This is a genomic window from Acidovorax radicis N35 (assembly GCF_000204195.1).
GTDB lineage: Bacteria > Pseudomonadota > Gammaproteobacteria > Burkholderiales > Burkholderiaceae_C > Acidovorax > Acidovorax radicis.
On the sequence record NZ_AFBG01000018.1, the window covers coordinates 695,507 to 706,677 of the forward strand.

Sequence of the window (11,171 nt, forward strand, 5' to 3'; positions counted from 1 at the left end):
GTCCCTCTTCAGCCTTCGATGTTGGGTGGCCACTTCTCGGTGTTGATCTCGCCCGTCCACTTGAGGAACTCGACGAGCTCATCGAGCTGCTGGTCAGTGAGGTTGAATTGCGGCATCTGGCGGCGGTGTGCCACGCCGGTGGGCTGGACCTTCATCCACACCTTGATGAAGTCGCCGCCCCGGCGCTTGTAGACGTTGCCTAGCTCGGGTGCGAAGTACGCGCCCTCGCCCAGCAGGGTGTGGCAGCCGATGCAATTGCGGGTCTCCCAGATCTTCTTGCCTGCCACCACAGCCGGGGTGATGGCCTGGGCGTTGGAGCGCTCGGGGATGCGGCGCTCGCTGTCGAACACAATGGCGGCAAACAGCAGGGCGAAGAACACAGTGCCCCCGTAGAACATGTTGCGGGCCATCTGTTTGGTGAACCCGCTGTGTGATTGGCTCATTCGAAGCCCTCCTTGAAATGGACGGCTATATCCTCCCAATTTGCTCGGCTTTTTTCCTTGAACCGGTTCAAGGAATGCGCAGCTGCCCCCGGGTTTTTTGCGCGGAGTTTTTGAGCAAAAATGGCCCCGCACGCTTGTGCGGAAAGCGCAAGCAGCTATTGATTTGATAGTGGATGGCGAAGGCGGTGGCAGGCTACCGCGGCCAGAGCGTCACCACTAGCACCAGCAGCACCACGGCGGCCAGCCAGCCCAGCAGCAGGCGGCGCCACAGCGCCGGGGCACGGCGCAGTTCCATGTAGTCCAGGATGATGAGGCAGCCCTTGGCAGCGGCCAGGGCCAGCACCAGCACGGCCGCGCCGGTGCCCAGGCCTTGCGCACCCGCGTGCTCGCCCAGCCAGGCGGTGATGGCCGTGGCGGCCAGCAGGGCGATCCAGATGGCGTTGATGCGGTGGTGCGGGTGTTTCATGCAGACCTTTATCGCAGCACGTAGACCAGCGGGAACAGCACCATCCACAGCAGGTCCACCATGTGCCAGAAAACCGCACCCGTCTCCAGCGCATGGCAACCGTGCGGCCCGTAGGCGCCGCGCCGCGTGGGCCCCCACAGCACCGCAAAGATGATGCAGCCCACGGCCGCGTGCAGAAAGTGAAAGCCCGTGAGCATCACGTACAGCAGGTAGAACGTGTTCTCGGCCACGTCGATGCCCTCGCGCCACTTGTGCGCGTACTCCAGACTCTTGAGCAGCAGAAAGCCGCAGCCGCAGGCCAGCGCGCCCAGCAGCCAGCGCGCGCCCTGGGCAGAGCAGCCGTTGCGCGCGGTGTGCACGCTGCGCGCCGCACACCAGCTGGCGGACACCAGCAGCACGGTGTTGGCCGCGCCGGTGGAAAGGTCCAGCGTGGCCTGGCCGGCCGCGAACAGACCCGGTTCGCGCAGCCGCGCAAAGGCAAACGCGGCGAAAAGGATACCGAAGGTGAGCAGCTCGGCCAGCACCAGCAGCCACACCACCAGGTCGCCCACCAGGCGAGGCGATGTCGGCGGGTGGGCCGCCTGGGCCGGGGGCATCGCAGTGCTGCTCAATGCGAAGTCCCTTCCGATCGCGTGATCTTGTTCCACACGTTGTACTTGCCCACGGGCTTGCTCATGGGCAGGCGCTTGACCTCCCTGAACGTGGCGGCGTCGTACACGATGAGGGCGCCCTGCATCTCCCACAGGCTGGCCAGCGCCAGGCGGCCGTCGCGGGTGAACTCGATGTGCGCCAGGGTCTTGCCGGGCTCGCGCACCGTGGCCACGGGCTGCAGCGTGGCCTTGTCGATGATGGTGAGGGTGTCCCTGGCGGTGGCGCTCATCATCGAGTCCGTCCAGGCATAGGGCGTGTTCTCGTGGCTGCGCATGAAGAAGCCCGGCCCCGGTGTGGGGATGCTGGCCACGGGCTTCCAGGTCTTCATGTCGATCACGTCGATGCTGCCGCCCTGCAGGTTGGGCGAGGCCAGCACCGTGGTGCCCTGCCAGGCGAAGGTGATGCCCGAGCCCAGGTGCGGCATGCCTGCAATCGGCAGGTCGGCGATCTTGCGGCGCACGTCCAGGTTCACCACCTGGGCGGTGGCGGGGTCGGTGCCGGCCTTGCCGTCCGGGGCAGCCGTCTTGGGGCGCGTGGCGCCCAGCACGTGGCGGTAGCTCTGGTCGAAGAAGAAGTCGTCCAGCGGTTCATCCAGCGGCGTGCGGCGTACGCCCAGGTAGCCGGGCTTCGCAATGGCCTCGCCCATCTTGTAGTCGTGCACCAGGCCGTCGTGGATGGGCGGTGCCTCTGGGTCGTACGAAATCTCCCAGATCTCCGGGATGTCCTTGAGCGCCACGACAAAGCTCTTGCGCGGCGCGGCGTCGTACACGGCCGAGACGCGCGAGCTGCTTTTACCGTCCAGCGTGCGCGCGTCGTAGGTGCGCACCAACTGCAGGTCGCTGTCGAACAGGGCCAGCGTGTGCGGCAGGTAGTTGGCGGCCATCACCCAGCGGCCGTCGCCGCTCACCGCCACGTTGCGCATGTTCAGCCCGGCACGCACTTCGTCCACCACGCGCAGGCGGTACAGGTCGTACTTGGTGATCCAGCCGTCGCGCGAGCCGAAGTACACGTAGCGGCCGTCCGGCGAGAATTTGGGGCCGCCGTGCAGCGCAAAGCGGCTGGCAAAGCGGGTGATGACTTCCAGGCGGTCGCCGTCGAGCAGGCTCACATGGTGGTCGCCACCTTCCACCACCACGAAGAGGTTCATCGGGTCCGCCTGCCACGTTGGCGTAGCGGGCTCGCCCGCTGGCGCGGGATGGAATTCGCGCGATGCGCGGATGTTGTCCTCCGTCCAGCGCGGTGCGGGCACCACGGGGGTACGGATGAACGCGCTCAGCGCCTGGATTTCGGCAGGCGAGAGCGTGCCGGCAAAACCGGGCATCTGCGTGGCCGTGCGACCGCTGGTGATGACCCGCAGGGCTTCTGCGGTCGGCAGGCGGGCCAGGCTCTCGGGCAGCAGGGCTGGGCCCATGGCGCCAGTGCGCTGGGTTCCGTGGCAGCTAGCGCAGTGGGTGGCGAAGAGGCTGGCGGCGCTGGGGCTCGTGCTGGCGGTGGCGCTCGTGCTGGTGCTGTTTTGCTGGGCCATAGCCAGGTCCCAGCCCATCCAGAAAAGGCCAGCTACCAGGGTGGCACGGGCGGCATCGGCCAGCCACGCGCGCCAACGGTGCGGTGTAAGGACAGGGATGTCAGGCATGGGCTTGCTCCCGGATGGGAATGGTGATGCGTTGGCGCGGGCCGTGCGGCGCGCTGCCTGCTGCGGCCACTGCACCGATCTCTTCGTCTTCCAGATAGCAGCCCGGGTCCTCGGCCCAGGCGTTGCCGGTGAGCTGTTGGGCGCGCACCCGGGTGTTGCCGCCGCACAGTAGCAGGTAGTGGCACTGCGCGCAGCGGCCCTGCACGGGGCGCGGTTGCTGCTTGAGCCCGGCCATCAGCGGGTCGGAGGTATCGCTCCAGATGGCCGAAAAGGGCCGCTCGCGCACATTGCCCAGCGTGTGGTGCCACCACATGGTGTCGGGGTGCACCTGGCCCAGGTTGTCGATGTTGGCCACGTTCAGGCCGCTGGCGTTGCCGCCCCAGGCGGCCAGGCGCTGCGCGAGCAGCGGTGCCCAGCGCGGCAGGTGCATTTGCGCCCATTGCAGCAGGAAGGGGCCATCGGCATCGTTGTTGCCGGTCACGTACTCCTCGGCCAGGCCTGTTTGTGCTGCGTGCCAGGCTCGGTCGAACAGCAGCGTGAGCGCATCGCGTGTGGCCTGGAACTGGGCGTCCTTGCCCCGGTGGATGTTGCCGCGCCCGGCGTAGTTCAGGTGCGAGAAATAGAACTTGTCGACCTGCTCTGCGCGCATCAGGGCCAGCAGCGCGGGCAGATCATGTGCGTTCATCGCGGTCATGGTGAAGCGCATGCCTACCTTCACACCCCGCTCGCGCAGCAGCTTCAGCGCGTTCAGGCTCAGGTCGAACGCGCCCTGCATGCGCCGGAAGCGGTCATGGGTGTCGCGCAGTCCGTCGAGGCTGATGCCCACATAGTCAAAGCCCTGGGCGGCGATGCGGTCGGCCATGGGTGCGTCGATCAGCGTGCCGTTGGTGGACAGGCCGGTGTAGAACCCCAGGTCCCGCGCGCGGGCGGCAATGTCGAACAGGTCCGGGCGCATCAGCGGCTCGCCACCGGAGAGGATGAGCACGGGCACGCCATAGGCGCGCAGGTCGTCCATCACACCGAACACCTCGTCGCGCGAGAGTTCACCCGCGTAGTCGTGGTCGGCCGACAGCGCGTAGCAGTGCTTGCAGGTGAGGTTGCAGCGGCGAATCAGGTTCCAGATCACGACGGGCCCCTGCGGGCCTTTCTGCGGGCGGCTGCGCACGGCCGGGTAGGCGCCCGCCGCCTCGGCGGCGGCGAGCTCACGCATGTATTGGCTAATCCTGAACATCGTTGGTGCCTTTCAAGCGCAGGCCGGCTTTTTTGAGAATGGCCGTGGAGTACAGGATGTCGTGTGCACGGCACGCTGGGCCCAGCAGCGCGGCCACCACATCGGCCTGGCGCTCGACCTCATCGCGCGTGCGGCCGTGCAGCATGGCGAACAGGTTGTAGGGCCAGTCGGGCAGGTGGCGGGTGCGGCGGTAGCAGTGGCTCACGCCATTGAGCCGGGCGATCTGGGTGGCCAGTGCATCCACCTGGCGGTCGTCCACGTCCCACACGCTCATGCCGTTGGCGGTAAAGCCCAGGCGGTAGTGGTTGGGCACGGCGCCGATGCGGCGCACCAGGCCCTCGTCCAGCATGGAGGCAAGGCGCTCTCGCACCTGTTCGCCGCTCACGCCCAGCAGGGCACCCACGGCCTCGTAGGGGCGGGCCACCAGCGGCAGGCCACCCTGCACAGCGGCGATGAGGGTGCGGTCGAAGGCATCAAGGGCCATGGCGGGCTCCTTTCGGCGGGATGAGGGGCAGGCGCAGCTCGACGCGGTATTCGTGCTCCTTGGGGAACTGGAACACCGGCAGGCCGGTCATGTGCTCGATGCGGCGGGCAGCATCGGCCACGGCGCCTGCAGACTCCCCGGCCAGCACGAACCACATGTTGAGCGACGGGTGGTCGCGCCGGTAGTTGTGGGCCACTTCGGGCAGCGCGTTCACCAGCGCCGTGACTTCGTCAAAGCGCTCTTCGGGCACGGCCAGCGCTGCCAGCATGAACTGCCCGCCCGCGCGCTCGATCTGGAACAGGGGGCCAAAGCGCGTGAGCACGCCGCTGGCCAGCAACTTGCGCAGGCATTCGATGACATGGTCCTCGCTCCAGCCCAGGGCTGCGCCTACGTCGGCGAAGGGGCGGTCCACCACAGGAAAGCCGCCGTGCAGGTAGTCCACGAGGCGAAGTTGGTCCGGCCTAAGCATGGGGTGCCTCCTGGAGGGCCGCAAACCGGCGCGGGCCGCGCTGGGTGAAGCGCCGCAGGGAGAAAAGGGTTTCGCGCCGCAGGTGGGCAATGCCGGCCTGCTGCGCGGCCTGCTCTATCAATGCCAGCACCTCGGTGCGCTCTTGCCCGTGAACCATGCAATACAGGTTGTAGGGCCAGTGTTCCGAGCGCTCGCGCTGGTAGGCAAGGGTGATGCCGGGCTGCCGGGCGAGCAGGGCACCACAGGCATCCACCTGCTGGTCGGCCACATCAAACACCGTCATCGCGTTGGCGGTGTAGCCCACCTCATGGTGGCGCACGACCATGCCAAAGCGGCTCAAGATGCCTTGTGCCAGCCAGCGGTGCAGGGTCTCCAGCACGGTGGCGGGGCTCCATCCCAGGTGCTCCGCCCAGGCGTCGTAGGGCCGCTCGACCAGCGGCAGGCCCTGCTCGGCCAATGCCGCCAGTCCTGCTTCATGGGCGGGCACGGGCGTGGAGGCTGCATGCGTAGCGCCCCCCGCTGCGACGGTGGTGGCGCAGAGGTCGAAGCCCAGGTCGATGCGGTAGGGGCGCACCATGGGCAGCCGCAGCACGCGAAGCCCGGTGTCCTGTTCAATGCGGCAGAGCACCTGCTCCAGGGCTGCCGGGTCTGTGGCGGTAGCAACAAACCACAGGTTGAGCGGGTTTTCGCGTTCGTAGTTGTGGTTGACGCCCGGGTGGCTGGATACCAGGGCCGCGACGGCCTCCAGCCGCGCATGGGGCACGGCCATGGCGGCCAGCAGGCCCGCGCCGCCTGCGCCCGGCGCAAACACGGCGCCTATGCGGCCCAGAACCCCCGCGTCCTGCAGGCGCCGGCAATGGGCGATCACGGCGTTGGCGGGGCGGCCCAGGGCGTGCCCCAGCACATCGAACGGTGCCAGGCAGAGCGGGAAATCGCGTTGCCAGGTGTTGAGCAGCGGCAGGTCGCTGGTGTGTGCACACATGCTAAAAACCCATGCGCTGGGCGCGCGCCGTGAAAAATATGCCGCTGGGCGCCTGGGCGGCCAGCGATGCCTGGGTGGCCAGCGTGGCGGTGTCCACCACCTGCATCTTGTCGTCGTCGCGGCAGCTGATCCACACCGACTCGCCGCGTGGCGTGAACTCCATGTGCATCACGGCCTTGCCGGGCTGCAGCGTGGCGGCCACGCGCTGGACCAGGGTGTCGATGACCTGCACACGGTGGTAGTCGGGCACGGCGAAGTTCACCCATACCTGGCGGCCATCGGGCCGCGCCATCACGAACACGGGCTGGCCCGCTACCGGGATGCGGCAGACTTCTTCCCACGTGGTGGTATCCACCACCAGCACCTCGTGGCGACCGATGGCGGGCAGATAGGCATGGCGCCCGGCTACGGCCCAGCCGCGCAGGTGGGGCATCTTGAACACGGGCAGGGGCTGCTGGCCGCGGCCATAGCCGCCCAGGATGCGCCGGGCGACGGGCTGATCGGCCCAGGTGTCCACCAGGGCCAGGCCGTCTTCGCCAAACAGGCCTGCAATGTAGTGGCGGCCGTTGGGCGTGACCAGCGCGTCATACGGCTGGCGGCCAATGCCGTCGATGCGCGTCATGCGCGGCCGCGCGGTGTCGGTGCAGTCGGCAATGCAGATCGCGTCGGCGTCGAACAGGCTGTAGATGAAGCGCTGGCCGGGCAGGTCGGCCAGGCCCACCACGCGCGAGCGCTGGCCGTTGGCAGTGAGCGCGGGGATGTCCGCCCGCAATGCCAGCGTCTCGGCGTCGAACACCTTCACGCCGCCGGGCGTGTAGTTCTGCGCGGCTACCAGCGTGCCGTCGGCGCTGATGGCGCCGCCGATGGAGTTGCCGGCCTGCTGCTCGCGCGCGGTGATGCGCCGGGTCAGCAGGTCGATGCGCGTGAGTGCGCCGTCGCGGCCAAACACATAGGCGTGGCGGCCATCGCGCGAGAACACGAGCGAGGCATGGGAAAGGTCCCCCAGACCGGTGATGCGGGCCAGGACGGAGCGGTGTGTGGTGTTCACCAGCAACACCGAGCCGGTGGCGCGCTCGATGACCAGGCCCAGGTCGCCGGTGCCCATGAGCGGGGGCGCGGGCTGCTGCAGCGTTGCGCAGCCGCTGGTCAGCAGCGGGAGGGCCGCCAGGCCCAGGAGGAGGGGGCGTCGTTTCATGGCTGGGGGCGCGGGGGCCAAGGAGGGAAGCCACTCGCCAATTGCTCGGCGATCCACAGGGCTTCGGCTTCGGTGACAAAAGTACGCCAGGGCGGCATGGGGGTGCCCGGGCGGCCGTGAAAAATGGTGGCGGCCATGGACGGGACAGGCTTTTCCGCCAGGGCCGCGGTGGTGAGCGGCGGGCCTAGCCCGCCGGTAAGGTGCATGCCGTGACACGAGCCGCAGTCCTGCCGCACCATGCGCACTAGCTCGCGCTGGCGCTCTGGTGGTGTGCCAGTGGCCTGTGCCATGGCCCCGGCACAGGCCAGGACGCACAGCACTGCCAGGGCGGCACGCAGTGGCATGGCGTTGCGCTCAGGACCCGAGGATGAACTCGACGGCCGCCTTGAGGTCGGCGTCACCGATCTTGTCCGGCCCGTTCGGGGACATAGGGACCGGCCCGAATGCGCCTGAGCCGCCCTTGCGCACCTTGTCGACCAGCTGCGCGGTCGCGTCCTTGCCCTTGTACTTGGCCGCAATGTCCTTGAACGACGGCCCGACGAGCTTCTTGTCCTTGGAATGGCAGGCCATGCAGCCGGCCTTGTTCATGGTTTCCTCGGGCGAGGCTGCGCTGGCCGCACCGGCGCAAAGTGCCAGGGCTGCAGCAATGGCCAGAGGCCCGGTCAGATGGTGTCTCATCGTTTGCTCCTGTTATGTGGATGAATTGCCTCGACGCTTGGCATCGCCCCCGGCATGCGCATCCGCGCGGCCTGGGGCCCGCAGCCGCCGGGGAACTGGCTTCGCCAGGCCCCTGGCGGCGTCCCCCTGGGGGGAAGGCGCCGCAGGCGACTCAGGGGGGTCAATAAATGTCGTGCTGAGTGTTGTAGACGTTGAAGTGGCCCGTGGGCGTGATCAGGCGCGGGTCCTTGATCACGGCCTTGAGCTTGAGCGTCTTGTCGTCCACGATCACGAGCGCGCTTTCCTTGTTCTTGGCGCTCCACACCGCAAACCACACCTCATTGCCGGCCTTGTTGAACTCGGGCTGCACAACACGTTTGGCGCCGTCATCCTTCAGGTCCGCCCACTCCGCGACCGGCAAGGTCACAAAACCCTTGTCGAGGTTCTTGATGTCGTAGACCACGATGGACTGCGAGATCTTGGGATCAGGGTTCAGTGGTGCGTCCGAGTACAGGTGCGTGCTCTTGGGGTGGCTCTTGATGAACAGCGCGCCGCCGCCCGGGCCGGTGAGCTTGGCCACTTCCTTGAAGGCGTATTGCTTGTGCTTTTTGGGGTCTGTGCCGATGAGCGAGATCGTTTCGTCGCCCAGATGGCCGGTGGCCCAGACGGGGCCGAACTTCGGATGCAGCAGGTTGGCGCCTCGGCCGGGGTGGGGAATCTTGCCCACGTCCGTGATGGCGGCCAGCTTGCCTTCCTTGGCATCGATGGCCGCGATCTTGTTGCTGTTGTTGGCCGCCACCATGAAGTAGCGTTTGCTTGAATCCCAGCCGCCATCGTGCAGGAAGGGCGCGGAGCCGATCTCGGTGACCTTGAGCGCGTCGATGTTGGAATAGTCCACCATCAGCGTCTTGCCGGTCTCCTTCACGTTGACCACAAACTCGGGCTTGAAGTGCGAGGCCACGATGGAGGCGACGCGTGGCTCAGGGTGGTATTCCTGCGTGCCCACCACCATGCCCCGGGTGCTCACGATCTTCTTGGGCTCCAGCGTGTCGCCGTCCATGATGGTGAACTGCGGCGGCCAGTAGCTGCCCGCGATGGCGAGCTTGTCCTCATAGCCCTTGAACTTGGAGGTATCCACCGAGCGGGCTTCCAGGCCCACGCGCACTTCGGCGACGTTGTCGGGCTTTTCCATCCATAGGTCGATCATGTTGATCTTGCCATCGCGGCCGATCACGAACAGGTAGCGGCCCGAGGCCGACGTGCGCGAGATGTGCACGGCGTAGCCGGTCTTGACGATGTTGATGATCTGCTTGGTGTCGCCGTCGATCAGCGCCACTTCGCCGGTGTCGCGCAGCGTGGTCGAGAAGATGTTCTCGATGTTGTAGTTGTTGAGCTTTTTCTTCGGCCGGTCCTTGGGCTCGACGATGACCCTCCAGGTCTTTTTCATGTCGGCCATGCCGTACTCGGGTGGGGTTGGCGGCTCGTGCTGAATGTAGCGGGCCATCAGGTCCACTTCCTTCTCGTTCATCTCGCCGGAAGTCAGCCAGTTGGGCATGCCCGCTGGCGAGCCATACGAGATGAACACCTTTAGGTAGTCCGTGCCCTTGGCCGTGGTGAGGTCCGGGGTCAGTGGCTTGCCGGTGGCTCCCTTGCGCAGCACGCCGTGGCAGCCCGCGCAGCGCTCAAAGTAGGTCTGGCGGGCCTTCTCGAACTCTGCGGCCGTCATCGGCGGCGCCTTGGGATTGGTGCTCTGGTGCATGGGCTCGTTCACCAGGGGGGAGCCGCCAGCCTGGTAATTCATTTCGGGTTGCGAGACTCCCTTGCCTGCCTGTGCCATCGCCGTGGCCGCAGCCATAGCGAGGGCTGCCAGGGCCAGGTGCTGGACGGTCTTGATTGCTTTCATCATCGGTCCTCTGCGTCATGGGCAGCGAATGGTTGGCGGGGGATGCGGCTGCTGCGCCCTCCGACCCGCACCACGGCTGCCCTACGTTGCTTGCGGGTGAGGCAATGGTCCTGCGGTCAGCGTGCGTTGTCCTTGAACTGGTTCAAGGACGCGGCATCCGGCCTGTTCCACCATGGCCGCACCCACAAAACACCAGCGAGCCGTACACATGAGCTTCATGGATGACCCCCAATGGCTGAAGAAACCCGCACGCGGCGGGGCAGAGAACAACAACCCAGTGCCTACAGGCCATGTGACGCTGGTGGGTGCGGGCCCGGGCGACCCCGACCTGCTCACGGTGAAGGCCGCACGCGTGCTGCGCGCGGCGAGCCTGGTGCTGTACGACCACCTGGTGGGTGAGGACGTGCTCGCCCTGGTGCCCGCTGGCGCGGAGTGCATCTACGTGGGCAAAGAGTCGTCGCGCCACGCGCTGCCGCAGGAGGACATCATCGAACTGATGTGCCGCCTGGCGCGCAGCGGCCGGGCCCTGGTGCGTCTCAAGGGTGGCGACTGCTACATCTTTGGCCGCGGTGGCGAAGAAGCGCTGGGCCTGGCCCGCGCGGGCATTTCCTTCGATGTGGTGCCGGGCATTACGGCCGCGCAGGCCGCGGGAGCTTGCGCAGGCATCCCGCTCACGCACCGTGACCATGCGGGTACCCTGGTGCTGGCCACCGGGCACCTGCGCGGCGACAACGACACAGCGCTGGACTGGCCCCTGCTGGCGCGCCCACGTCAGACCGTGGTGTTCTATATGGGAGTGGCCACGCTGCCCACCATCTGCGCGCAACTCGCCGCGCACGGTTTGCCGCCGACCACGCCCGCAGCCATCGTCGAGCGTGCGTCCCTGCCGGATCAACGCTGCCTCACCGGCACCCTTGCTTCGTTGCCAAGCCTTGCGGCCAGCCAGGGCGTAAAGGCACCTGCACTGATCATCGTGGGCGAGGTGGTAGCGCTGCAGCCTGCGCTGGTTCAGGGCCTGGCGCAGGCTTCAGCGCATCATTGAGCCAAGGCGCCGTGG

General features: G+C 67.2%; 13 protein-coding genes. 1 reads left to right on the plus strand and 12 read right to left on the minus strand.

The window, feature by feature from the left end:
- Nucleotides 1-8: 8 nt before the first annotated feature.
- The 12 genes from ARADN35_RS0108870 to ARADN35_RS0108925 form a co-directional block, all read right to left on the minus strand.
- Complete coding sequence (locus tag ARADN35_RS0108870; protein WP_010461173.1) at nucleotides 9-443, minus strand: c-type cytochrome; 435 nt, start codon at nucleotides 441-443, stop codon at nucleotides 9-11.
- A 193-nt stretch (nucleotides 444-636) separates the two neighbouring features.
- Nucleotides 637-909, minus strand: coding sequence for a cytochrome C oxidase subunit IV family protein (locus ARADN35_RS0108875; RefSeq protein ID WP_010461175.1), 273 nt, complete (start codon nucleotides 907-909; stop codon nucleotides 637-639).
- A gap of 8 nt (nucleotides 910-917) precedes the next feature.
- Complete coding sequence (locus ARADN35_RS0108880) at nucleotides 918-1,520, minus strand: cytochrome c oxidase subunit 3 family protein (RefSeq protein WP_242421551.1); 603 nt, start codon at nucleotides 1,518-1,520, stop codon at nucleotides 918-920.
- A complete protein-coding gene (locus ARADN35_RS0108885) occupies nucleotides 1,517-3,193 on the minus strand; it encodes a cytochrome D1 domain-containing protein (RefSeq protein ID WP_010461178.1) in 1,677 nt (558 codons plus the stop codon). The genes ARADN35_RS0108880 and ARADN35_RS0108885 overlap by 4 nt, the downstream gene beginning before the upstream one ends.
- Entirely contained in the window at nucleotides 3,186-4,424 is a 1,239-nt protein-coding gene (gene nirJ / locus ARADN35_RS0108890) for a heme d1 biosynthesis radical SAM protein NirJ (protein ID WP_029413736.1), read from the minus strand. Before nirJ ends, ARADN35_RS0108885 begins: the two co-directional genes overlap by 8 nt.
- The gene (gene ahbB, locus ARADN35_RS0108895) at nucleotides 4,411-4,908 is read right to left on the minus strand and encodes a siroheme decarboxylase subunit beta (protein ID WP_010461183.1); all 498 of its coding nucleotides are present in this window, start codon (nucleotides 4,906-4,908) and stop codon (nucleotides 4,411-4,413) included. Before ahbB (ARADN35_RS0108895) ends, nirJ begins: the two co-directional genes overlap by 14 nt.
- Nucleotides 4,898-5,377, minus strand: a complete 480-nt coding sequence (locus ARADN35_RS0108900; protein WP_029413738.1) for an Lrp/AsnC family transcriptional regulator — start codon at nucleotides 5,375-5,377, stop codon at nucleotides 4,898-4,900. Before ARADN35_RS0108900 ends, ahbB (ARADN35_RS0108895) begins: the two co-directional genes overlap by 11 nt.
- On the minus strand, nucleotides 5,370-6,359 hold the full coding sequence (ahbB, locus tag ARADN35_RS0108905; protein WP_010461186.1) for a siroheme decarboxylase subunit beta: 990 nt from the start codon (nucleotides 6,357-6,359) through the stop codon (nucleotides 5,370-5,372). Before ahbB (ARADN35_RS0108905) ends, ARADN35_RS0108900 begins: the two co-directional genes overlap by 8 nt.
- Nucleotide 6,360: 1 nt before the next feature.
- Nucleotides 6,361-7,554, minus strand: a complete 1,194-nt coding sequence (locus ARADN35_RS0108910) for a cytochrome D1 domain-containing protein (RefSeq protein ID WP_029413740.1) — start codon at nucleotides 7,552-7,554, stop codon at nucleotides 6,361-6,363.
- Nucleotides 7,551-7,898: a c-type cytochrome gene (locus ARADN35_RS0108915; RefSeq protein ID WP_010461190.1), complete on the minus strand. Its 348-nt coding sequence runs from the start codon at nucleotides 7,896-7,898 to the stop codon at nucleotides 7,551-7,553. The genes ARADN35_RS0108910 and ARADN35_RS0108915 overlap by 4 nt, the downstream gene beginning before the upstream one ends.
- A 10-nt stretch (nucleotides 7,899-7,908) precedes the next feature.
- The gene (locus ARADN35_RS0108920; protein WP_010461193.1) at nucleotides 7,909-8,232 is read right to left on the minus strand and encodes a c-type cytochrome; all 324 of its coding nucleotides are present in this window, start codon (nucleotides 8,230-8,232) and stop codon (nucleotides 7,909-7,911) included.
- 160 nt (nucleotides 8,233-8,392) lie between these two features.
- Nucleotides 8,393-10,114 carry a nitrite reductase gene (locus ARADN35_RS0108925; RefSeq protein ID WP_029413744.1) on the minus strand — a complete coding sequence of 574 codons (1,722 nt, stop codon included), beginning with the start codon at nucleotides 10,112-10,114 and terminating at the stop codon, nucleotides 8,393-8,395.
- Nucleotides 10,115-10,322: 208 nt separating this feature from the next.
- On the opposite strand from ARADN35_RS0108925, the gene cobA reads away from it, so the two are divergent.
- A complete protein-coding gene (gene cobA / locus ARADN35_RS0108930; protein WP_010461197.1) occupies nucleotides 10,323-11,156 on the plus strand; it encodes a uroporphyrinogen-III C-methyltransferase in 834 nt (277 codons plus the stop codon).
- Nucleotides 11,157-11,171 lie beyond the last annotated feature (15 nt).

Excerpts from the sequence above, each read along its gene's own strand:
- ARADN35_RS0108920 (WP_010461193.1), bottom strand. The coding sequence starts at position 8,232 with ATGAGACACCATCTGACCGGGCCTCTGGCCATTGCTGCAGCCCTGGCA.
- ARADN35_RS0108870 (WP_010461173.1), bottom strand. The coding sequence starts at position 443 with ATGAGCCAATCACACAGCGGGTTCACCAAACAGATGGCCCGCAACATG.
- ARADN35_RS0108875 (WP_010461175.1), bottom strand. The coding sequence starts at position 909 with ATGAAACACCCGCACCACCGCATCAACGCCATCTGGATCGCCCTGCTG.
- nirJ (WP_029413736.1), bottom strand. The coding sequence starts at position 4,424 with ATGTTCAGGATTAGCCAATACATGCGTGAGCTCGCCGCCGCCGAGGCG.
- ahbB (WP_010461183.1), bottom strand. The coding sequence starts at position 4,908 with ATGGCCCTTGATGCCTTCGACCGCACCCTCATCGCCGCTGTGCAGGGT.
- ARADN35_RS0108910 (WP_029413740.1), bottom strand. The coding sequence starts at position 7,554 with ATGAAACGACGCCCCCTCCTCCTGGGCCTGGCGGCCCTCCCGCTGCTG.
- ARADN35_RS0108915 (WP_010461190.1), bottom strand. The coding sequence starts at position 7,898 with ATGCCACTGCGTGCCGCCCTGGCAGTGCTGTGCGTCCTGGCCTGTGCC.
- ARADN35_RS0108885 (WP_010461178.1), bottom strand. The coding sequence starts at position 3,193 with ATGCCTGACATCCCTGTCCTTACACCGCACCGTTGGCGCGCGTGGCTG.
- ARADN35_RS0108900 (WP_029413738.1), bottom strand. The coding sequence starts at position 5,377 with ATGCTTAGGCCGGACCAACTTCGCCTCGTGGACTACCTGCACGGCGGC.
- ahbB (WP_010461186.1), bottom strand. The coding sequence starts at position 6,359 with ATGTGTGCACACACCAGCGACCTGCCGCTGCTCAACACCTGGCAACGC.
- cobA (WP_010461197.1), top strand. The coding sequence starts at position 10,323 with ATGAGCTTCATGGATGACCCCCAATGGCTGAAGAAACCCGCACGCGGC.
- ARADN35_RS0108925 (WP_029413744.1), bottom strand. The coding sequence starts at position 10,114 with ATGAAAGCAATCAAGACCGTCCAGCACCTGGCCCTGGCAGCCCTCGCT.